This is a genomic window from Gulosibacter massiliensis (assembly GCF_900626105.1).
GTDB lineage: Bacteria > Actinomycetota > Actinomycetes > Actinomycetales > Microbacteriaceae > Gulosibacter > Gulosibacter sediminis.
Map to the genome: position 1 here is coordinate 122,175 of NZ_UYZX01000002.1, position 20,916 is coordinate 143,090.

At 69.2% G+C, this 20,916-nt stretch carries 19 protein-coding genes; 8 read left to right on the plus strand and 11 right to left on the minus strand.

Going from position 1 to position 20,916, the window contains the following annotated elements:
* Nucleotides 1-6: 6 nt before the first annotated feature.
* On the minus strand, nt 7-2,289 hold the full coding sequence (purD, locus tag EJL01_RS10370) for a phosphoribosylamine--glycine ligase (protein WP_125107581.1): 2,283 nt from the start codon (nt 2,287-2,289) through the stop codon (nt 7-9).
* 53 nt (nt 2,290-2,342) lie between these two features.
* Between purD and EJL01_RS10375 the strand changes: the two genes are divergently transcribed.
* Both EJL01_RS10375 and EJL01_RS10380 read left to right on the plus strand, forming a co-directional pair.
* A complete protein-coding gene (locus EJL01_RS10375) occupies nt 2,343-2,711 on the plus strand; it encodes a sterol carrier family protein (RefSeq protein WP_125107582.1) in 369 nt (122 codons plus the stop codon).
* Nucleotides 2,712-2,728: 17 nt separating this feature from the next.
* On the plus strand, nt 2,729-3,133 hold the full coding sequence (locus tag EJL01_RS10380) for a hypothetical protein (RefSeq protein ID WP_125107583.1): 405 nt from the start codon (nt 2,729-2,731) through the stop codon (nt 3,131-3,133).
* Nucleotides 3,134-3,152: 19 nt separating this feature from the next.
* On the opposite strand, the gene EJL01_RS10385 is transcribed toward EJL01_RS10380, so the two are convergent.
* The 3 genes from EJL01_RS10385 to purF all read right to left on the minus strand — a co-directional run bounded on the left by EJL01_RS10385 (nt 3,153) and on the right by purF (nt 5,343).
* Nucleotides 3,153-3,458: a helix-turn-helix domain-containing protein gene (locus EJL01_RS10385; protein WP_125107584.1), complete on the minus strand. Its 306-nt coding sequence runs from the start codon at nt 3,456-3,458 to the stop codon at nt 3,153-3,155.
* Nucleotides 3,458-3,808, minus strand: coding sequence for a type II toxin-antitoxin system RelE/ParE family toxin (locus EJL01_RS10390; RefSeq protein WP_125107585.1), 351 nt, complete (start codon nt 3,806-3,808; stop codon nt 3,458-3,460). Before EJL01_RS10390 ends, EJL01_RS10385 begins: the two co-directional genes overlap by 1 nt.
* A 77-nt stretch (nt 3,809-3,885) precedes the next feature.
* Nucleotides 3,886-5,343: an amidophosphoribosyltransferase gene (purF, locus tag EJL01_RS10395; RefSeq protein WP_125107586.1), complete on the minus strand. Its 1,458-nt coding sequence runs from the start codon at nt 5,341-5,343 to the stop codon at nt 3,886-3,888.
* Nucleotides 5,344-5,450: 107 nt separating this feature from the next.
* Between purF and EJL01_RS10400 the strand changes: the two genes are divergently transcribed.
* Both EJL01_RS10400 and purM read left to right on the plus strand, forming a co-directional pair.
* On the plus strand, nt 5,451-6,218 hold the full coding sequence (locus tag EJL01_RS10400; protein ID WP_164509798.1) for a tyrosine-protein phosphatase: 768 nt from the start codon (nt 5,451-5,453) through the stop codon (nt 6,216-6,218).
* A gap of 10 nt (nt 6,219-6,228) precedes the next feature.
* A complete protein-coding gene (gene purM / locus EJL01_RS10405) occupies nt 6,229-7,332 on the plus strand; it encodes a phosphoribosylformylglycinamidine cyclo-ligase (RefSeq protein ID WP_125107588.1) in 1,104 nt (367 codons plus the stop codon).
* Here the strand turns inward: purM and EJL01_RS10410 are convergent.
* Both EJL01_RS10410 and EJL01_RS10415 read right to left on the minus strand, forming a co-directional pair.
* The gene (locus tag EJL01_RS10410; protein WP_164509799.1) at nt 7,329-7,676 is read right to left on the minus strand and encodes an SdpI family protein; all 348 of its coding nucleotides are present in this window, start codon (nt 7,674-7,676) and stop codon (nt 7,329-7,331) included. The genes purM and EJL01_RS10410 overlap by 4 nt on opposite strands.
* A 42-nt stretch (nt 7,677-7,718) precedes the next feature.
* Nucleotides 7,719-7,955 (minus strand): DUF3073 domain-containing protein, encoded by a 237-nt coding sequence (locus tag EJL01_RS10415; protein WP_125107590.1) that lies wholly within the window; start codon nt 7,953-7,955, stop codon nt 7,719-7,721.
* Nucleotides 7,956-8,124: 169 nt separating this feature from the next.
* Between EJL01_RS10415 and EJL01_RS10420 the strand changes: the two genes are divergently transcribed.
* A complete protein-coding gene (locus EJL01_RS10420) occupies nt 8,125-9,258 on the plus strand; it encodes an NAD(P)-binding domain-containing protein (protein WP_125107591.1) in 1,134 nt (377 codons plus the stop codon).
* Here the strand turns inward: EJL01_RS10420 and EJL01_RS10425 are convergent.
* Genes EJL01_RS10425 through EJL01_RS10445 form a run of 5 tightly spaced genes read right to left on the minus strand, consistent with a single transcriptional unit; the run spans nt 9,255 to nt 12,839 of the window.
* Entirely contained in the window at nt 9,255-9,638 is a 384-nt protein-coding gene (locus EJL01_RS10425) for a fluoride efflux transporter FluC (RefSeq protein WP_164509800.1), read from the minus strand. The genes EJL01_RS10420 and EJL01_RS10425 overlap by 4 nt on opposite strands.
* Entirely contained in the window at nt 9,631-10,014 is a 384-nt protein-coding gene (locus tag EJL01_RS13010) for a fluoride efflux transporter FluC (RefSeq protein WP_164509801.1), read from the minus strand. The genes EJL01_RS10425 and EJL01_RS13010 overlap by 8 nt, the downstream gene beginning before the upstream one ends.
* A gap of 10 nt (nt 10,015-10,024) precedes the next feature.
* Nucleotides 10,025-10,576: a PadR family transcriptional regulator gene (locus EJL01_RS10435; protein WP_125107594.1), complete on the minus strand. Its 552-nt coding sequence runs from the start codon at nt 10,574-10,576 to the stop codon at nt 10,025-10,027.
* Nucleotides 10,573-11,550 carry a DUF4097 family beta strand repeat-containing protein gene (locus EJL01_RS10440; RefSeq protein WP_125107595.1) on the minus strand — a complete coding sequence of 326 codons (978 nt, stop codon included), beginning with the start codon at nt 11,548-11,550 and terminating at the stop codon, nt 10,573-10,575. The genes EJL01_RS10435 and EJL01_RS10440 overlap by 4 nt, the downstream gene beginning before the upstream one ends.
* 32 nt (nt 11,551-11,582) lie before the next feature.
* A complete protein-coding gene (locus tag EJL01_RS10445) occupies nt 11,583-12,839 on the minus strand; it encodes a GNAT family N-acetyltransferase (RefSeq protein WP_125107596.1) in 1,257 nt (418 codons plus the stop codon).
* Between the two features lie 56 nt (nt 12,840-12,895).
* Between EJL01_RS10445 and EJL01_RS10450 the strand changes: the two genes are divergently transcribed.
* The 3 genes from EJL01_RS10450 to EJL01_RS10460 all read left to right on the plus strand — a co-directional run bounded on the left by EJL01_RS10450 (nt 12,896) and on the right by EJL01_RS10460 (nt 20,900).
* Entirely contained in the window at nt 12,896-16,066 is a 3,171-nt protein-coding gene (locus tag EJL01_RS10450) for an efflux RND transporter permease subunit (protein ID WP_125107597.1), read from the plus strand.
* A 38-nt stretch (nt 16,067-16,104) separates the two neighbouring features.
* A complete protein-coding gene (locus EJL01_RS10455) occupies nt 16,105-17,490 on the plus strand; it encodes a DEAD/DEAH box helicase (protein WP_125107598.1) in 1,386 nt (461 codons plus the stop codon).
* Nucleotides 17,491-17,600: 110 nt separating this feature from the next.
* A complete protein-coding gene (locus EJL01_RS10460; protein WP_125107599.1) occupies nt 17,601-20,900 on the plus strand; it encodes a lamin tail domain-containing protein in 3,300 nt (1,099 codons plus the stop codon).
* The last annotated feature ends 16 nt before the right edge of the window (nt 20,901-20,916 follow it).

The following is a 20,916-nucleotide window of genomic DNA, read 5'->3' on the forward strand; positions in this document are numbered from 1 at the left end:
GGCGAGCTAGTCGGCCGGCTCGGCGGTCAGCCGGTCGATGAGCTCGCGGTACTTCGCCGCGGTCTGCTCGACGATCTCGTTCGGCAGTTGCGGGGGAGTACCCTCGCCGTTCCAGTTCTCGCGCAGCCAGTTGCGCACAATCTGCTTGTCGAACGAGGCGAGACGCTCGGGCAGCGGGCGCGACTCGTCGCTGTAGCGACGCTTGTCCCAGTAGCGCGAGGAGTCGGAGGTGAGCGCTTCGTCGGCGAGCGTGACGTGGCCGGCCGAGTCGAGGCCGAACTCGAACTTCGTGTCGGCGAGCACGAGGCCCTGCTCGGCGGCGATGGTCGAGCCCGCGGTGTAGAGGCGCAGCGAGAGCTCGCGCAGCTGCGCGGCGTGCTGCTCGCCGACGAGTTCGACGGTGCGAGCGTAGCTGATGTTCTCGTCGTGCTCGCCCTGCGGCGCCTTGTAGGCGGGGGTGTAGATCGGGGCGGGCAGCCGGTCGCCGTCCTCAAGGCCAGCGGGCAGCGGCACGCCGCACACGCTGCCGGTCTCGCGGGATTCGGCGAGGCCCGAGCCCGTGAGGTAGCCGCGCACGACGCACTCGATCGGGAACATCTGTAGCTTCGCGACCCGCATCGAGCGCGCGGCGAGCTCGGGGTCGAGCTGCGCACCCCAGCCCTCGGCCTCGCGGAGGTGGTTCGGGGCCGGAAGCTGCGAGAACCACCAGCGGCTCAGCTCGGTGAGCATGCGGCCCTTGCCCGGAATCTCGGGCTCGAGCAGGTGGTCGAAGGCCGAGACGCGGTTGCTCGCGACGACGAGGAGCACCTCGGCGTCGGACTCCGACTCGTAGACCTCGCGCACCTTGCCCGAGTAGATGTGGCGCCAGCCGGCAAGCTCGTCGGATGCTTCGGGCTCGGCGAGTGCCGCCGCGGGCGTCGGCAGTTGCTCGGCCGCCTGAACCGCGAGCGAGTCGGTCGTCGCCGCGACATCGCGCGCCTCGCTCAGCGAGATCGCGCCGGTGCGGGCGAGCTGGCTGTCCTGCAGCGCGGCGCCGTTCTGGGCGATGTCGGTGCGGAACTGGCCGCCCTCGAGGCGGATGAGTCCGAGCGCCGCGTAGGCGCCGCGGCGGGCCTGCTGAATCGTCTCGGCGGTCGAGACCACGTTGAGCACGCGGCCGCCAGTGGCGGTGATCGCCTCGTCGGCGACGCCGGTCGCGGCGTGGAACACCTGCGCGCCGGTGGCCTCGGCGTCGGCAATGCCGGTGATCTCGCGGCCTGAGCGCACCTTGTCGGGGTAGCCCTCCGACGCGAGCACGACGGTGACCGCCGACGCGTCGTTGAGCTCGAGCTCGCGGGCGTGGCTGCCGAGCGTGCCGTTCGCCGACTCGTAGAGCAGGGGCGTGAGCGGCTCGGCGAGGCGCTGCAGCACGACTTGCGTCTCGGGGTCGCCGAAGCGCGCGTTGAACTCGATGACGCGGATGCCCGCGGCCGTCACGATGAGGCCGCAGTAGAGCAGGCCCTGGAACGGCACGCCGTCGGCGCGCATGACGTCGACGACCGGCTGCGCCACCTGGTCGACCACGAGTTGCATGAAGTCGCGCTCGCCACCGAACTGGTCGTTGAGGAACGGCACGGGCGTGTACGCGCCCATGCCGCCCGTGTTCGGGCCGGCATCGTTGTTGAAGAGGCGCTTGAAGTCCTGTGCCGGCGGCAGCGCGCGCACCGTCTCGCCGTCGCTGAAGCAGAACAGCGAGACCTCGCTGCCGTCGAGGAACTCCTCGATGAGCACGGGGCCGTGCGTGAGCCAATGGTCGGCGTGGCTGATCGCGTCGCCGCGGTCTTCGGTGACGATGACGCCCTTGCCCGAGGCGAGGCCGTCGGCCTTGATCACGTAGGGGGCGCCGTATTCGTCGAGCGTCGCGATGACCTCGCTGAGCTCGCTGTGCTTCACCGCGCGGCCCGTGGGCACGCCGGCGCGCTGCATGATGTCTTTCGCGAACGACTTCGAGCCCTCGAGCGCGGCCGCGGCCTTCGATGGGCCGAACACCGGCACGCCCAGCTCGCGCACCGCATCCGCGACACCCGCGACGAGCGGCGCCTCGGGGCCGATCACGACGAGCTCAACCTGCTCGTTCTTCACGAAGTCAGCGATGAGTTCAGGGTTCGTCTGATCGATGCGGATGCGCTCTGCCAGCGCCTCCATTCCGACATTGCCGGGAGCGACGACGATTTCGTGGGCGTTTTCGCGGGCGAGCGACGCCACGAGGGCGTGTTCGCGAGCACCCGAGCCGAGTACCAGAATCTTCACTGCTCCAGGGTACCGGCCAGCAGCCCGGATGTCGTGGTTGCGACAATGGAGGCATGGCTCGTGCAACGATTTCCGACCCCGACGGCAACGCCGCGATCGCCGCCTGGCGGGCGGCGCGCGACGCCGGCGAGACGCTCACGCGCGCCGAGCTCGCGACCGCAGTGCGCTACACGCTGCAGCTGCTCGCCGAGCGCGCGCCCGGCCACGCCGTCGAGGTGCGCGTGCCGCCGTTCGGCGCGGTGCAGTGCATGCCCGGCCCGGGCCACACGCGTGGCACGCCCCCGAACGTGATTGAGACGGATGCGCAGACTTGGCTCGCGCTCGCGACCGGCGTGCTCGCGTGGGCCGACGCGGGCCCCGCGGTGCGCGCATCCGGCGTTCGCGCCGACGTGTCGGCCGCGCTGCCGCTGTTCGGTCGGTGAGTGAGAGAATAGAAGCCATGTCTGACCCCCAAACCCCCGACGCCGAGCCCGCAGCGCCTGCAGAATCCGGTGCTCCCGCCGAGCTCGACTACTTGGAGCCCGAGGCGGAGTACGTCGAGCTCGAGGTCGCCGAGGGTGCCGAGGTCGACGAGCGGGGCCCCACCGCCGTCACCACGAAGGTGCGCCGCGGCGTGAACATGCGCGGCTGGATCGCGCTCGGCTTGGGCCTCGGCGTGATCCTCGCGTTCGTGTTCACCTACGTGTTCCCCGAGCACGAGGAGTTCTCGCGCGGCCAGGTGCTCGGCTTCCTGCTCGTCTTCGTCACGGCGCTCACGACGATCATCGTCGTCGGCATCGCCGCCATCGTCGACTTCGTCATCGGCCGCCGCACTCGCAAGATCACGCTGACCCGCGAGCAGTAGCGGCGGCCTCGGCCTCGAGTTAGGCGATTTGGATGCGCTCGTCACCGAGCTCAACCTCGATGCGGAGCTCTCCGCCGACCGCTTCGACGTAGCGGCGCAACGTGTCGACCTTTGCTCGCTCGATGTCGCCTCTCTCAATCATCGAAACGCGGTTCTGGCTCATCTGAAGTCGCTCGGCCAACTGAACCTGAGTGAGTTCAGATGCCTGGCGGAGTTCCTTGAGTCGGTGGGCACGAACCTCGTCCAGCATTCGCTTCTTATGTGCGTCCACGCGCGCGCGGTCGACGGGGCGCTTCTGCAGTAGTTCATCGAGACTCTTGGCCATTATTTCCTCCTCAGCCGCTCAAGATGACCGTCGAAGCGGTCATCTGCCAACGGAATGTTCTTCGAGTACCACTTTTTCCAGTTGCCATCCTTGTCGCCGGCGACCAGCACGATTGCTTTCCGCTCGGGATCAAACGCGAACAGGACTCGCAGTTCTGAGCGCCCGCTCGAACCTGGTCGCAGCTCCTTCATGTTTCGATGACGGGAGCCCGACACGGTGTCGACGAGTGGGCGACCCAAGTTGGGGCCCTGCTCAGCGAGCAACTCGAAGGCGGCGACGAGTTGTTCGTATGTTCGGTCGTCCAGTGCGGTCAGCCAGTCTTCAATCAACTCGATGTCTACGCTCCACATCACGTCCAGTCTAAAACTTCTGCGTTATATAACGCAAGGGTTTTGCGGAGGTGCCTGAGCGGCGGCCGAAGCGCTGGCTACGAGGTCTGTGAGGTCTCGAGCCAGGCGAGGTACTCGGGCGTGACTGTGCCGGTCACGTACTCGCCGGTGAAGCACGACATGTCGAGGCTCGTTACGTCGGAGCCCTGGGTGATGGCGTCGAACAGGTCGTCGACGTCCTGGTAGATCAGCGCGTCGGCGCCGATGACCGAGCAGACCTCTTCGACCGTGCGGGCCGAGGCGACGAGTTCGCCGCGCGTCGGCATGTTGATGCCGTAGACGTGCGGGTAGCGCACGGGCGGGGCCGCGGAGGCGAAGAAGACCTTCTTCGCGCCGGCCCAGCGGGCCATCTCGACGATCTCCTTCGAGGTCGTGCCGCGCACGATCGAGTCGTCGACGAGCAGCACGTTCTTGCCCTCGAACTCGCTCGGCAGTGCGTTGAGCTTCTGGCGCACCGACTTCTTGCGGGCCTTCTGGCCCGGCATGATGAACGTGCGGCCGACGTAGCGGTTCTTGTAGAAGCCCTCGCGGTACGGGATACCGAGGGTCTCGGCGAGCTGCATCGCGGCGGGGCGAGCCGAGTCGGGAATCGGCATGACGACATCGATCTCATCGACGCCGAGCTCGCGCTCGACCTTGTGGGCGAGCTTCTCGCCCATGCGCAGGCGGGTGTCGTAGACCGAGATGCCCGACATCGTCGAGTCGGGGCGCGCGAGGTAGACGTACTCGAACGAGCACGGCGACAGCTGCGTCGACGTCGAGCACTGGCGCGAGTACATGCGGCCGGCGTTCGTGATGAACACGGCCTCGCCGGGCTCGATGTCGCGCACGAGCTCGTAGCCGCCCGAGTCGAGCACGAGGCTCTCGGAGGCAACGACCCACTCCTCGCGGCCGACCTCGTCGAGGCGACGGCCGAGCACGAGCGGGCGGATGCCGAACGGGTCGCGGAACGCGAGCATCCCGTGGCCGGCAATGAGCGTGATCGCGGCGTACGAGCCCTCGACGCGCTGGTGCACGTTCGCGACGGCGTCGAACAGTTCGTCGGGCGTGAGGTCGGCGCCCGAAATCTGCTCCTGCAGCGCGTTCGCGAGCACGTTGAGCAGGATCTCGGTGTCGCTCGGCGAGTTGAGGTGCCGGCGGTCGATGTTGAAGAGCTCATCGGTGAGCTCGCGGGTGTTCGTGAGGTTGCCGTTGTGCACGAGCACCAGGCCGTATGGCGCGTTCACGTAGAACGGCTGCACCTCGTCTTCGCTCTTCGCCGAGCCTGAGGTGGCGTAGCGCACGTGGCCGAGGCCGACGTTGCCGAGCAGGTTGCGCATGTCGCGAGTGCGGTAGCCCTCGCGCACCTGGCCCTTCAGCTTGACCTGGTGCAGCGTGCTGCCCTCGGCGGTCGCGATCCCGGTCGAGTCCTGGCCGCGGTGCTGCAGCAGCAGGAGCGAGTCGTAGATTTGCTGGTTGACGAGGTTGGTCGAAACATGACCGACGATGCCGCACACGGTATGGGGCGCTCCTGACTGGCAGCGAAACAAGGCGACTTCCATCATCCCACTTTCTGCGCCCCTCGCGCAGCGTCCACGACATTCACATGGGCGACCATGGAGCCATGAGCGAACGACTTCTCGGCTGGGACGGTTTCTACAACGCGCGCGACCTCGGCGGGCTGCCGACGCGAGGCGGCGGCACGACCACCCACGGCGGCTACGTTCGCTCGGCCGACCTGCGCTACGTCACCAAGGCCGGCCTGGGGCAGATGGCCGAGGCGGGCATCCGCACCGTCTTCGACCTGCGCAACGATTTCGAGACGCACGTCGAGCCCCGCAACGCCGACGAGGAGCGGGCGAACGCCTACCGCGTGCCGCCGACTCCCGAGGCCGAGCTGCCCGAGGGCGTGTTCGGCGTGCGCGTGCCGCTCGACAACACGCGCGACCACGCGTTTTGGCAGCGGATGCGCGAAGAGGGCCGGTTGGGCTCGCCCCGCTTTTTCACTCCGGTGCTGCGGGAGCAGCCCGAGCGGGTTGTCGCGGTGCTGCGGGCGATGGCCCAGGCGCCGGGCGGCGTGCTGTTCCACTGCGCGATCGGCCGCGACCGCACCGGCCTCGTCGCGTTCACGCTGCTCGCCCTCGCCGACGTCGAGCCCGAGGCGATCGCCGCCGACTACCGCATCTCGACCGCCGCGCTCACGCCGTTCTTCGAGCGCATGGACTTCCCCGACCAGTCGCACCTCATCGACGCGGCGCTCGAGCGCAACGGCTTCACGATCGAGTCGGCCGTCGCCGAACAGCTCGACGGATTTGATGCGTGGGCCACCCTCCGCGGTGCCGGCCTGAGCGACGCGGAGCTCGAGACGTTGCGGGGCCGCCTCGTCGCCTAGGCTTGAGCGCATGAGCGATGAGCTGTACTCGGCGTCCGGTGTCGACACGCGCGCGGGCGACCGCGCCGTTGAACTCATGAAACAGGCCGTGCAGGCCACCCATGGCCCCGAGGTGCTCGGCGGCTTTGGCGGCTTCGCGGGGCTCTTCGACGCGTCGCGCCTCACCAAGTTCCAGCGGCCGCTGCTCGCGACCTCGACAGATGGTGTGGGCACGAAGGTCGCGCTCGCGCAGGCCATCGACAAGCACGACACCATCGGCCAAGACCTCGTCGGCATGGTCGTCGACGACATCATCGTGGTCGGCGCCGAGCCCCTGTTCATGACCGACTACATCGCCTGCGGCAAGGTCGTGCCCGAGCGCATCGCGAACATCGTTGAGGGCATCGCGCGCGCCTGCGCCGCGACCGGCACCGCCCTCACCGGCGGCGAGACCGCCGAACACCCGGGCCTGCTCGGCGACGACGAGTACGACGTCGCGGGCGCCGCGACCGGCGTGGTCGAGGCCGACCGCGTGCTCGGTGCCGAGCGCGTGACCGACGGCGACGTGATCGTCGCGATCGGCGCATCCGGCCTGCACGCGAACGGCTACTCGCTCGTGCGCCGCCTCATCGCCGACCACGGCGTCGACCTGCGCGCGCACTCCGACGAGCTCGGCACGACGTGGGGCGAGGCCCTGCTCGAGCCCACCCGCCTCTACACCGGCGAGCTCGTGCGCGTGCTGCGCCGGCCCGAGCTCGACGGCGCGATTCACGCGTTCTCGCACGTCACCGGCGGCGGCATCGCCGCGAACCTCGCGCGCGTGCTGCCCCGCGGCAGCTGGGCGCAGCTCGAGCGCTCGCGCTGGTCGCCGCTGCCGGTCTTCCGCGTACTCACCGAGCTCGCTGGGGCCTCGCTCGAGTCGGTTGAGGGCACCTGGAACCTCGGCATCGGCATGTTTGCCATCGTCGACGCCGCACGCGCCGACGCGGTCATCGACGCCGTGCGCGAAGAGGGCCACGAGGCCTGGATCGCGGGTGAGGTCACGATCGGCGAGCGCGACCTTGCCGGCTTTGAGCAGGGTGCGAAGGGCGTCGACGGCGGCGCGGTGCAGCTCGTCGGCAGCTACGCGAACTAACGCTCGAGCGTGCGCTGCGCGGCGCGGTGGCCAATGACGATCTGGCCGAGCGCGCCGATCGCGGTGCAGATCACTGCCGTGCCGCCCGCCACGAGAAACGGCAGCACGGTGTTGCCGAGCACCATCGTCGCAATGCCGGCGACCATGCCGAGCCCGTTGCACACCAGCGCCCACGGCCATGCCGCCTCGTGCGCCGCGTGCCAGGCTTCGTCGGAGGCGCGGGTCGCGTTCGTGCGGATGCCGCCGAGGGTGCCGGGCAGGATGCGCCCCGAGATCGCGAGGCGGATCGCGGCGAGCGCGGTGAAGTTACCGACGACAAGCATGAGCCCCAGGATGATCGACATCGCGATCCCCGGGGCCTGCAGGTTTTCCATACGGGAAGTGCGCTACGCGCGGCGACGCTGGTCGAGGTCGTCCCCGGCCTCGTACTCGCCATCGTCGTCGATGTACTCAGCCCACTTCGAGAGCTCGTCTTCTTCAGACTCGTCGCTCGAAGTCACCACCGGCTCGTCGTGGTTGCCCTGGAGTTCGCGCTGCAACGACTCGTAGTCGGTCTCGGGGATGTTGTACTTCAGCTCCCGAGCGACCTTGGTGTGCTTTGCCTTCTGACGGCCACGCCCCATGCGTAACCCCCCTAATAGCTATCGTGCTGGTCGGATGTACCGACGCAGCACGGAATGACATACATAAATATTGTGGGGCAACTTTACCACGCACGGTGAGGACGCCGAGTTTGCAGCGCGCGTTCCGTATCCTTTGCACTAAGCGTCCCTCTTCACTTCAGGAGCCCGCGTGCCAGCCTCCCGCAGCATCGATATCACGGTGATCGGTGCGGGCGCGGCAGGACTCACGGCCGCCTATTCGCTGCGCGCGCTCGGCCTGGAGGCCCTGCGCGATTTCGTCGTGTTGGATGCGCAGCCGCAGCCCGGCTCGACCTGGCAGCACGCCTGGAACTCGCTGACGATTGGGCGCGCCCTGCAGTTCGGCGAGTTGATTGACCTCGCCGGACAGGCCGACCTCGGCCTCGGCTTTCGCGACCTCGACCCCGCGCGGCGGGTGCACGAGGCGGTCGGCTCGGCGTGGCGGCGCTACGAAGATGCGTACGGGCTCTTCGTCGCGCACGGGATGCGCGTGCACCAGGTGCGCTCGAAGCCGCGCCGCGACGACCTGCGCGTGTTCTATCAGGGCCCGGTGGGCGGCGAAATCGAGATGTCGACGCGCATCGTCATTAACGCGACCGGCAGCTGGTCGAACCCGTTCGTGCCCTGGTACCCGGGGCAGCTCGAGTACCGGGGCACGCAGTTGCACGCGTATCGCATCGACCACTTCGGCCAGTTCCGAGGGCAGCGCGTGCTCGTCGTCGGCGGCGGCCGTGGAGCGGTCTCGGTGCTGCTCGAGCTTGAGCGCCGGGGTGCGCACACGCTCTGGTCGACCCGGCGCGAACCCGACTTTCACGAGCGGCCAAGCTTCGGCATCCTGCCGAGCCGCACCCTCACCGTGAGGGAGCTCACCGACGCGAACCTCTCGAAGGTGCGCCGCATGATTGAGCGCGGCAAGCGCATGCCAAGCGACGTCTCAGTGCGCGGCATTCCGCTGACCCGCGAGATCTTTGACGCGCGCCGCCGTGGCACGTTGAACTCCGCGGGTCCCCTCGAGCGGCTGCTGCCCGGGGGCGTGCGTTTCGTCGACGGTGCCGAGGTCGAGGTCGACGCGATCATCTGGGCCACGGGCGGCCGTGAGTCGCTGCGCCACCTCGCCCCGCTCGGGCTGCGCGATGCCGGCGGCACGCCGAAGATCGCGGGCGGCTGGTCGCGCCGCGACGACCGCATCGCGTTCCTCGGCTACGGCCCGGGCATGGACCCGGCCGACGTGCTCGACGAGGCCCTCGTGATCGGCGAGGATGCGATCGACCGGCTCGAGAGCTAGGCCGACGGCGGCGTCACGAACAGCAGCGCGCCGGCGACCGCGAACACGGCGCAGACGGTGAACTGCCCGAACAGGAACACGGCGGCGCGGCCGCGACGCTGCTCGCGCCAGAGCCGCACGGCGTCGAGCATCGCGGTCGAGAAGGTGGTGAAGCCACCGCAAAAGCCGGCGCCGAGCAGCGCGTGCCAGGTGCCGTCGGTCACGAGCCCCGTGAACAGGCCGAGCAGAAACGAGCCCGTGGCGTTGATGAGGAACGTCGCGGCGGGCGCCGTCCACTCGCGCCGCTCGCGCAGCAGGGTGTCGGTGACGTAGCGCGCGGCCGCGCCGAGGCCGCCGGCGAGCGCGACGCCGAGCAGCAACAGGGGCGTGAACTCAGGCACCGCCGAGCCTCCAACCGAGCGCCGAGAGGGCGAAGCCACCGAAAAGCGACGTCATGGCGACGACGATCCAGGTCAACTCGCCGTATGCGGCGAGCGTGCTCACGTCGAACGCGAACGACGAGTAGGTGGTGAAGCCCCCGAGCAGGCCGCTGCCGAGCAGCAGGCGCAGTTGCTCGGTGCCGCGGCGCAGCGCGATCGCGGTGAGCACGCCGAGCGCGAATGCCCCGACGAGGTTGATCACGAGCGTCGTCCACACCGCGTCGAGCGGCACGAGGCTCGTGAGGGCGAAGCGTAGGCCCGCGCCGACCGTGCCGCCGGCCAACACGAGCGCCGCGTTGCGCAACAGGCGCGACGTGGGCATGGGGGTGACGGTCACCCCCACTACGTTACGCGCCGGCGAGCTCCTCGCGGATGCGCGCCTGCGCCCCGAGAATCTCGGCCTCGACGCGTGCGACCAGCTCGGGCGTGAGACGACCCGTCTCATCCGCCGTGCGTGCCGCGGCGCGGAGCTGCTGACGGAACGACTGGGCCGCCGCGTCGAGACGCTGCGCGAGCTCGCCCCGTTCGAGGGCGGGCGTGAGCGTGGCCCGCAGCGTGTCGCGCGCCTCGGCGGCAGACGCGCGCACCGCATCCGCTCGCGCCCGCACTGAGTCGGCGGCGCCGGTGATGCGTGTTGCCTCGTCAGTCCGCGACCGCACCTCGGCCTCGCCCTGCAGCGTGGTCGCGTAGAGCAGCTTCGTCGCGCCGTGGCTCGGCGTTACCGAGCCGTCGCGCTCGAGGTCGTGCAGCAGCCGCGACAGCACCGAGCCCGCGACGTTGTAGTTGCCGCCGAGGCGCTCGCGCAGGGCCTCGCGCAGCTCGGTGAACTCGCGCGGCCGCTCGTGCAACAGCGTCAGCGTGACGAGGCGCAGCTCGTCGTCTCGCAGTACCGGGGTCATGACTCCTCCGTTCCGGTCGCAGTGCGGAAGCCTGTGACGTCGGGCCGCTCGCCCTCGGATCTCGGCTCGCGCGCGGCCTGGGCCTCGGGCTCGTTCACGCGCTGCACCTTGGGGGCGTTGCTGAAATCAACGGGGGAATCGTCGACGCGGTGTGCGGCGCTCGCGGCGGGTTCGTTGGTCTCGGCCTCGACGACGGTGATCGAACCGGCGACCGAGTTGAGGCGCAGGAAGAGCGAGTCGCCGTCGCCGGTCGCCTGCTCGCGGTGCCGGCGACCGTGCAGCGGGTCGATCGTGTCATCGCCGATGTGCGTCGTCGCGGTGACGGTCTGGATGTTGTAGCTCGGGTTCGTGCCCGCCGCGAGTCGCACCGTGGCCCGGCCCGACACCGTGTTGTGGGTGAACTGGCGGGTGCCGGCATCGAGCAGGTCGACGACCGCCGAACCCGAGACGGTATTGCCCGTGTACTCGAGCAGCGTGCCCGAAACCGTGATGTCGCCCGTCGTCGTCTTCGCGTCGACGCGACCGGCATGCTCGCGCGCGGTGACGTTGCCCGACACCGAGCTCAGCGCGAGGGTGCCGCCGGTCTGGTCGGCGAACTGCTCGCCGCTCACCGTCGAGATCGACACCTCGCCCTCGACGCCCGCGACGAGCACCTCGGCCGAGGTGGCCTTGACGTTCACGTCGCAGCGCCGTGGCACGAGCACGTAGACCTCCGCGCTCGGGCTGTCGACGAGCGTGCGCACCGAGGTGCCGAACTGCTGCCAGTCGAGTTGCGGGTGGTCGATCGTGAGCGTGTCGCCGTCGAGCTCGACCTTGAGGTCGCGACCCGTCAGCCCATCCACCTCGACCCGGCAGCTCGCGTCGTCGTGGGCGACGACGTTGACGCTGCCGCCCATGAGGTTCGCGCGCACACGCCGCACGAGGCCGACGTCGATCGACTCGGGCCCATTTACTTGCCACGTTTCGCTTGTCACGGTGACTCCAATCGGGTGTGGGATGCGCGGGCCTAGTAGCCCGTGAGGTTGCGCACCGGTTCGGCGCGGTAGAAGAGGCTCGCGAAGTCGCGGATCGCGCCGGGCTCGCCCTCGACGCGGCCGACGTGTGCGAGCGCGACGGGGGAGTCGTTCGATTCCCAGATGCGCGCCAGTTCGGCAATGTCGAGCGCGACGTGCGGCGCCTCATCCGTCGTCACCGCCGAGCCACGCCCGCCGAGCACCGTGATATGCCAGACGCCGTCCGCGAGCCCGAGGCCGTCTTCGACGCGCACGATCACCTCGCCGTCGCGGTCAAACGAGCGGGCCGCGATGGCCGCGGGGAGGTCGAGGATGCGCAGCCAGGTCCAGTCGCCGAAGTCCTTAATCTCCATGGCCCGCTCGTCGGTGAGGGCGAGCGGCAGCGGGTCACCGGGGTGTGTGTAGAAGCCGAGCTGCCCGATGAGGTCCATGCTCGCGAGTGCCTGCCAGAGCGCGAGCTCGACGCCGAGCGTGCTGCCGAACAGCGAGAAGACCTTGACTCGGCGTGGCTGCTCCCAGCCCGTGTGCTCGAAGGTCGCGAAGCCGTCGACCTGCCCCGACTCGTCGAAGTGGGCGACGGCCCGGAGCTTCTTCGCGGGGCCCTGCGCCTCGCCCGACCACTCGCCGAGGATCTCCATCTTCGTGCGCGCGTACGGCCGGACCGAGCCGAGCTGCCGGGCATGGAAAGCATCAGTGACGCGGTCGACGTGCTCGGCAAGGAAGCCAGGCTCGATCCACTCGACCTGGCCCGCGGCTACCGGGGCGGTGGGCCGCAGCTTGAACTTGTTGACGTCGATCGTCACCTCGCCGATGCGGGTGCTCGGCGCGAAGCCGAAGCGGCCGTAGATCGTCGCCTCGCTCGCCGAGAGCGTCGCGAACGGAATGCCGTCGGCCTTCGCCTGCTGCAGCTGCTGCGTCATGAGTTCGCGCAGCAGGCCGCGGCGGCGGTGCGCGGGGTTGACGCCGATGGTGTTGATGACGAGCGTCGCCGCGTCCTCGGCGCCCGCGTTGTAGCGGCCGACGATCGACGAGCAGCCGCCCACGACGGTGTCACCGACGTGCGTGCGTGTCGTGATCATCGCAAGCCGGGCGTCGTCGGCGCGGCGGTTGCGACGGAAAAACGCGAGCTGCGCGTCGCCCGCCGGTTCGTCGAGCAGGGTGAGGCGGAACACGTCGAGGTACTGGCGCCAGCGCGGGTCGTCATCGGGCGCGTCGAGGGGCAGTAGGCCGTACTGATAAGAATCGTCCACGGCGTGAGGCTAGCGAACCGCCCCGATGTTTGCCCAAGTGTGAAAAACTTGCACTCGTGCACGCCCTTGCCAAGCTCAGTCTCGCCAACCGCGCCCTCATCGCTCTCATCACCGTGTCGATCGCGATCTTCGGCGCGCTCCTCATGACGAACCTGAAGCAGGAGCTGATCCCCTCGATCTCGCTCCCGCAGGTCTCTGTGGTGACGAGCTACCAGGGTGCCTCGCCCGAGATCGTCGACGAGGACGTCTCGCAGCCGATCGAGTCGGCGCTGCAGGGCCTGCAGGGCCTCGAATCGACGACGACGACGTCGAGCGACGGCCAGTCGGTTGTCTCGGCCAGCTTCGAGTTCGGCACCGACATTGTCTATGCCGAGCAACGCATCCAGCAGGCCCTCAACCGCATCGACGCGCAGCTGCCCGAAGACGCCGACTGGAGCGTGCTTTCGGGCTCGATCGACGACCTTCCCGTCGTGCAGCTCGCCTTCACGGGCGGCGACCCGACGCAGCTTGCCGAGCGCGTCGAGCAGCTCGCCGTGCCCGAGTTGCGCGGCCTGGACGGCGTGCGCGCCGCCGACGTCTCGGGCGACCGCGCCGAGCGCATCACGATCGCGCCCGACCAGGAGGCGCTCGCGGCGAACGGCCTGTCGCTGCAGGACATCACCGACACCCTCGACGACGCCGGCGTACTCGTACCCGCTGGCACGATCACCGAGGGCGACGAGACGCTGACGGTGCAGGCAGGCGATCTGCTCGCGTCGGTCGACGAGCTCCGCGAGATCCCGATGCCGGTGTCGGCGGATGCGACTACCCAGCAGGACCCGACGGCGCCGGCCGCGACCCCCACCGTCGTGACCCTTGGCGACGTCGCCGACGTCGAGCAGGACTACGCACCGATCACCTCGATCTCGCGCGTGAACGGTGAGGATGCGCTCACCGTCTCGGTCACGAAGCGCCCCTCGGCGAACACCGTCGAGGTGTCGCAGGCCGTCGCCTCAGTGCTGCCAGAAATCGAGGCGGCGCTCGGCGACGACGTCACCGTGACCGTCGCGCTTGACCAGGCCCCGTTCATCCAGCAGTCGATCGACACGCTTGTCACCGAGGGCCTGCTCGGCCTCGTCTTCGCCGTGCTCGTTATCTTCTTCTTCCTCTTCTCGGTGCGCGCGACACTGATCACCGCGATCTCGATTCCGACGTCGCTGCTCGTCACGTTCATCGCCCTCTACTTCCTCGACTACTCGCTCAACGTGCTCACGCTCGGCGCGCTGACGATCGCGATCGGTCGTGTCGTTGACGACTCGATCGTGGTGGTCGAAAACATCCGCCGACACCTCACGATGAATCCGTCGGCTGCCCTGCGCGGCGGCGAGCGCGTCAAGGTCATCACCGAGGCGGTGCGCGAGGTCGGCATGGCGATCACCGCGTCGACACTCGTGACCGTTGCGGTGTTCCTGCCTGTGATCTTCGTCGGCGACGTCACCGGCGAACTGTTCCGGCCCTTCGGCTTGACGAGCGCGGTCGCCCTACTCGCTTCGCTGTTCGTCTCGCTCACGATCGTGCCCGTGCTCGCGTACTGGTTCATGGGCGGCTCGAAGGTGCGCGCGTCGGAGGTCGAGACGCACGCCGCGCACGCGGCGGATGCGGAGGCCGACGAGCCGCGCAACTGGCTGCAGAAGTTGTACGAGCCGCTGCTACGCCGCATCATCGTGCGCCCGGGCTGGGTGCTCGTGGGTGCCGTCGTCGTGCTCGCCGGAACGATCGCGCTCATTCCACTCATGAAGACGAACTTCCTCGGCTCGGCCGGGCAGAACACTTTTCAGATGTCGCAGGAGGTCGGCGTCAACGCCTCGCTCGACGCGAAGACGGCGTACGCCGAGCGCCTCGAGAGCGTGCTTGACGACACCGAGGGCATCGACATCGTGCAGGTGAGCTACGGCGGCGGCGACCTCATCTCGATGTTCACGGGCGGCGGCTCGAACACCATCACCTGGTCAATCACGACCGACGCCGACGCCGACGCCGACGCGATTCAGTCGCAGCTGCGCGACGAAATCGACGCCCGCGACGACCTCGGCGACGTTGAGATCGGCGCGAGCGCCGGCTTTAGCACCGACGTCACGGTGCGCGTCAGCGCGCCCGACGCCGACGCGCTGCGCGAGGCCGTCGATGCCGTAACTCCCGCGGTCGAGGGCGTCGAGGGAGTGCAGCAGGTGAACACCGGCATCGACGAAACCCGCCCGTTTATCGAGCTCAACATCGACCAGACCGCAGCGGCCGAGGCTGGCCTCAACGAGGTCGCGATCGGCGGGCAGGTGATGCAGGCGCTTCAGCCTGTGCCCGCTGGCTCGATCATGATCGACGGCAGCTCGCTGCAGGTCTACTTCGTCGGCGACGAGGAGCCGCCCGTGAGCGTCGACGAGCTGCGCGAGCTCGACATCCAGACCGGCACCGGCGTCGTGCCGCTGAGTGATCTCGCCGACGTCGAGGTCACTGACGGCCCCGTGTCGATCACGGCCGAGTCGAGCACGCCTTACACCGACCTCACCATCGTGAGCGAGAGCGACGACCTTGGCGGCATGAGCAGCGCGATCACTGAGGCGATCGACGGCATCGAGCTGCCGGGCGGCGCGACCGCCGAGCTCGGCGGCAGCGCGGCCGACCAGCAGCAGGCATTCCAGCAGCTCGGCCTCGCGATGCTCGCCGCGATTCTCGTGGTCTACATCGTCATGGTGGCGACGCTGAAGAGCCTGCTGCAGCCGCTGCTGCTGCTCGTGTCGGTGCCGTTCGCCGCGACAGGCGCGATCCTGCTGCAGGTCGCGACAGGTCTGCCGCTCGGCGTGGCCTCGCTCATCGGCGTGCTGATGCTCATCGGCATTGTCGTGACGAACGCGATCGTGCTCATCGACCTCGTGAATCAGTTCAGGAACCGAGGCAACGACGTGCGAGAGGCGACCTTCGATGGCGCCACGCGCCGTGTGCGCCCGATCGTCATGACCGCGCTCGCCACGATCCTCGCCCTCACCCCGATGGCGCTTGGCATCACGGGCCACGGCGGCTTCATCTCGCAGCCGATGGCGGTGGTCGTGATCGGCGGCTTGCTCTCGTCGACGCTGCTCACACTCGTCGTGCTGCCCGCGCTTTACGTGCTCGTCGAGGGCCGCCGCGAGAAGCGCGCCAACCGCCGCGCCGAGCGCAACGAGCAGAAGCTGCAGGAGGCCGGGTTGGCGTAGCTCGCTAGGCTGGGGAGTCAGAAACCAGGAGGTGCCAGATGGCCCGCGGCTACAAGGCCCCCTCGAACTATGACCCGCGCAAGAAAAAGGGCGCGGGCAAGTTCAATAACAAGCGCTACCGGCCCGAGCCGTCCGCGCGCCCCGCGCCGACGCCGGCCGAGAAGGCTGAGCCGAAGCGCGAGGCGCCCGAGCGGCGCGCCCCGCGGCTCAAGACCGACGAGGTCTACGCGCCCCTGCCCGCCACGACCATCACGGCCGCCGAGGCTGAGGGTGTGACGTTTGCCGACCTCGGGCTTGGGCCGCGCATCATCCGCGAGCTCGCGAAGCAGGGCGCCGAGACGCCCTACCCGCTGCAGGTGGCGACGATTCCAGATGCGCTGGCCGGTCGCAACGTGCTCGGCCGCGGTCGCACGGGTTCGGGCAAGACCATCGCGTTTGGCGCTGCGCTCGTCGAGCGACTGTTCCTGTTGCGCGGCAAGCGCGGTCGGGTTGAGGGCCGCGCCCCGCGGGCGCTCGTGCTCGCACCGACCCGCGAGCTCGCGCTGCAGATCGACCGCACCATTCAGCCCTTCGCCCGCGCGATCGGCTTCTTCACGACCCAGCTCTACGGTGGCGTGCCCGCGGCGCGTCAGCGCGAGGGCCTCAAGCGCGGCGTCGACATCGTCATTGGCACGCCGGGGCGCATCAATGACCTTGCCGACCGCGGCACCCTCGACCTCAGCCAGGTCGTCATCACGGTGCTCGACGAGGCCGACATCATGAGCGACATGGGCTTCATCGAGCAGGTCAACAGCATCCTGTTCCGCACGCGACCTTCGGGCCAGCGGATGCTCTTCTCGGCCACGCTCGACAGTCAGGTGCGCGGCCTGGTCGAGCGCTACCTGCCGAACCCGGCCGTCTACGAGGTCGCCGACGACCGAGCGGCGATCGACCACCGCATCCTCACCGTGCGCCGCGACGACAAGGATGCGGTGGCCGCGCAGCTCGCCGGCTCGGGCGGCCGCGTGCTTGTGTTCGTGCGCACGAAGCTCGGTGCCGACCGGCTCGTCGAGGCCTTCGCCGAGCACGGCGTGACCTCGCTCGCGCTGCACGGCGACCTCACGCAGGAGGAGCGCACCGCGAACCTCGACAAGTTTCAGTCGGGCAAGGTCGACGTGCTCGTCGCGACCGACGTCGCCGCGCGCGGCATTCACGTCGACGACATTCGTCTCGTGGTGCAGTTCGACCCGCCGATCGGCCACAAGACCTACGTGCACCGTGCGGGCCGCACGGGCCGCGCGGATGCGAGCGGCACGGTCATCACGCTCGTCACGCCCTCGCACCGCGACCGGATGCGCGACATGCTCGCCGAGGCCGGCGTCGAGGCGCACGTGCAGCCCGCGTCGCCGGGCGGCCGCGAGCTCGACGAATTCGCGCAGTTCTAACCCCTTGGCCGGGCGGGGTTTGCCTCGCGTTCACTGAGGCGACACCTGCCGCTTAGGTGGGCGGGATTGGGTAGCTGGGTTCAACCCCCGCCCCTGCCCCAGGAGTATGAATGCGCGCTCGTCGCCCGCTTTCGCTGCTCGCTGCTGCGACGATCGGCTGCGCCGGCCTCATGGCCGCGCCCTCGATCGCCCTGGCCGCGCCGGTCGATAACAACATTGTCATCAACGAAGTCGAGTCGAGCGGGGGCAACCCCGGCGACTGGATCGAGCTGTTCAACCCGGCCGACAGCGAGGTCGACCTCTCGGGCTACATCCTGCGCGACTCGGACGACGACCACACCTTCGTGATTCCTGCCGGCACCGTCGTCGCCGCGAGTGGCTACCTCGTGTTCGACGAGCTCAACGACGGCGCCGGTGACTTCGACTTCGGCCTCGGCGGCACCGACAGCGTGCGCCTGTTCGCGCCCGACGGCACGACCCTCGTCACCGAGCAGAGCTGGGACGGCCACGCCGAGGTGAGCTACGGCGTGAACGCCGCCGGCGACTTCGCCGAGACCGCGGTGCCGACGAAGGGCGCCGCGAACAACTTCAGCGGCGTCGTCATCAACGAGGTCGTCTACGACGACGTCTCGGGCAGCGAAGACGCGATCGAGCTGTTCAACGCGGGCTCGGCCGCTGTCGACCTCGCCGGCTGGAGCGTGCACGACGACAAGGACCGCCCGGGCGAGGGCGACCTCAGCGGCAGCCTCGCGCCTGGTGAGTACCTCGTGCTCAACGCCGACGTCGACTTCACCTTCGGCCTCGGCAAGGGCGACTCGGTCGTGCTCAAGGACGCCTCGGGCGCCGAGGTCGACCGCCTCGACTACGAGAACACCGCCCCGCTCGCCGACTGGTCGCGCTGCGAAGACGGCACGGGCGACTGGGCCCCCGGCACCGAGGTGACCCTCGGCGCCGCGAACAACTGCGAGCCCGTCGAGGTCGAGCCGACCCCGGCCGAGCTCATCCTCAACGAGATCGACTCGTCGCCCGCCGACTGGGTCGAGTTCACGAACCCCGGCGACGAGGCGCTCGACATCTCGGGCTACGAGATTCGCGACAACTCCGACGACCACCGCTGGCGCTTCCCCGCCGGCACCTCGATCGCGCCGGGCGAGTACCTCGTCGTCGACGCGGCGAGCGAGGGTGAGTACTTCGACGACGCGACCGACACCTACGTGCCCGGCACGTTCGAGGCCGCCATCGGAATCGGCTCGGGCGACAGCATCCGCGTCTACGACGCCGCCGGCACACTCATTCAGAACTACAGCTGGACGGAACACCCGGCCATCGACGGCGACGAGACCGCCGCGACGTGGTCGCGCTACCCGGATGCGACGGGCAACTTCGCGCTGAGCTACGCCACCCCGGGCGCCGCGAACGAGGGCGTCGCACCGAGCGTCGCGATCAACGAGATCGAGTCGAACGGCGACGTCACCGACTGGGCCGAGATCGTGAACACCGGCGACACCGCCGTCGACATCTCGGGCTGGACGCTCATGGACAACGACCCGATCGGCCACGCGGCCGCCGTCACCCCGCTGGCCGACGGCACGACGCTGCAGCCGGGCGAGTTCTTCGTCTTCGACGGCGGCGAGCACTTCACCTTCGGCCTCGGCAATGGCGACACCGTGACGATCCGCGATGCGGCTGGCCAGACGGTCGCCGAGCACAGCTACGCCGAGCACGCGGATGGTGTGCTCGCGCGCTGCCCGGATGGCACCGGCGACTTCGTCGACGTCGCGGTGGCGACGAAGGGCGAGGCGAACTCGTGCGGCAACCCGGTTGTGCTCAACGAGGTCGAGTCGTCTGACGCCGCGGGCGGCGACGACTGGATCGAGCTGTACAACCCGCTCGACGAGCCCCTCGATGTGTCGGGCCTCGGCGTGATGGACGGCAACGACCGCGACTACACGATCGCCGCCGGCACTGTCATCGAGGCGAACGACTACCTCGTGCTCACCGAGAGCGACTTCGGCTTCGGCCTCGGCGGCAGCGACGAGGTGCGCATCGTCGATGGCGACACCGTCGTCGAGCAGACCGCGTGGACCGAGCACGCCGCCGAGACTTGGGGCCGCTGCCCCGACGCGACCGGCGACTTTGGCGTCACGAGTGAGCCCACCCCGGGCGAGCGCAACAAGTGCGCCGGCATTCCCGACGTCATCGCCTGGCCCGGTAGCCAGGACGTGACGGTGCAGGACCTCGAGCCCACGTTCCTCGAGGACTCCTCGGGCCTCGACTTCGCCGACGGCGCGCTCTGGGCGGTTGACAATGGCACCGGCACCATCTGGAAGGCGGACGCGCAGGCCGATGGCACCGTGACGGTCGCTGACGGCTGGGCCGACGGAAAGCGCGTGCGCTACGCCAAGGACGCCGACAACCCCGATGCCGCGGGCCCCGACACCGAGGGCATCACGGTCGACGGCGACGGCCTGGTCTACGTTGCCTCCGAGCGCGACAACAGTGCAAAGGGCGTGAATTACGACAGCGTGCTCGTCGTCGACCCGAATGCGGCAGGCCCCGATCTGATCGCGCAGAACGAGTGGGACCTCACCGAGCTGCTGCCGTCCGTAAACGCGAACGTGGGCATCGAGGCCGTCGAGTGGGTCTCGAACGATGCTCTAGGTGACCAGCTCGTCGGCGACGCGGGCGTCTACGACCCCGCGAACTACCCGAACGCGGTCTCCGGCGGCGTCTTCTTCGTCGCGCTCGAAGACAACGGCCACGTGTACGCCTTCGTCTTCAACGCCGACGGCTCGGCTGAGCTCGTCGCTGACCTCGACCCGCAGATCGGCGGTGCCATGGGCCTCGATTACGACGAGGCGCTCGGCGTGCTCTGGGTTGAGGCTGACGACGGCTACAACGGCCGCCTCGCGCAGCTCACGCTGAACGGCACCACCACGCCCGACGTCGTGCAGATCGACCGCCCGACCGGCATGGAGAACCTGAACAACGAGGGCTTCGCCGTCTCGTCGATCGACTTCTGCGTTGACGGCCAGCGCCCCGTCTGGTGGTTCGCCGACGGCCTGCAGCCGGAGGCCCTGCGCTCGGGCATGCTCGACTGCGAGGTCGAAAATGGCGGCGGGGAGACCCCTGCCCCGACCCCTGCCCCGACCCCGACCCCGACCCCGACGCCGACTGGGCTGGAGGAGCCGGAGCAGCCTGGTACTTCGGAGACGCCGGTCGCTACGGGAACGCAGGATGGCTCCGGTTCGACTTCGAGCACTGGTTCGACCAGCACTCCCGAAGCCGGTACCAACGGCCTCGCCACCACTGGCGTCGACGGCATCGTGCCGCTGCTCGCGCTGAGCGGCGTGCTACTCACGGCGAGCCTGGTGCTCATGCGCATCCGTCGTGGGAATCACGCGGAGTAGCGAGCGCTAACAAACA

Excerpts from the sequence above, each read along its gene's own strand:
- EJL01_RS10460 (WP_125107599.1), top strand. The coding sequence starts at position 17,601 with ATGCGCGCTCGTCGCCCGCTTTCGCTGCTCGCTGCTGCGACGATCGGC.
- EJL01_RS10410 (WP_164509799.1), bottom strand. The coding sequence starts at position 7,676 with ATGTCGATCATCCTGGGGCTCATGCTTGTCGTCGGTAACTTCACCGCG.
- EJL01_RS10385 (WP_125107584.1), bottom strand. The coding sequence starts at position 3,458 with ATGGCCAAGAGTCTCGATGAACTACTGCAGAAGCGCCCCGTCGACCGC.
- EJL01_RS10375 (WP_125107582.1), top strand. The coding sequence starts at position 2,343 with ATGGCTCGTGCAACGATTTCCGACCCCGACGGCAACGCCGCGATCGCC.
- EJL01_RS10390 (WP_125107585.1), bottom strand. The coding sequence starts at position 3,808 with ATGTGGAGCGTAGACATCGAGTTGATTGAAGACTGGCTGACCGCACTG.
- EJL01_RS10415 (WP_125107590.1), bottom strand. The coding sequence starts at position 7,955 with ATGGGGCGTGGCCGTCAGAAGGCAAAGCACACCAAGGTCGCTCGGGAG.
- EJL01_RS10400 (WP_164509798.1), top strand. The coding sequence starts at position 5,451 with ATGAGCGAACGACTTCTCGGCTGGGACGGTTTCTACAACGCGCGCGAC.
- EJL01_RS10435 (WP_125107594.1), bottom strand. The coding sequence starts at position 10,576 with ATGACCCCGGTACTGCGAGACGACGAGCTGCGCCTCGTCACGCTGACG.
- purM (WP_125107588.1), top strand. The coding sequence starts at position 6,229 with ATGAGCGATGAGCTGTACTCGGCGTCCGGTGTCGACACGCGCGCGGGC.
- EJL01_RS10380 (WP_125107583.1), top strand. The coding sequence starts at position 2,729 with ATGTCTGACCCCCAAACCCCCGACGCCGAGCCCGCAGCGCCTGCAGAA.
- EJL01_RS10455 (WP_125107598.1), top strand. The coding sequence starts at position 16,105 with ATGGCCCGCGGCTACAAGGCCCCCTCGAACTATGACCCGCGCAAGAAA.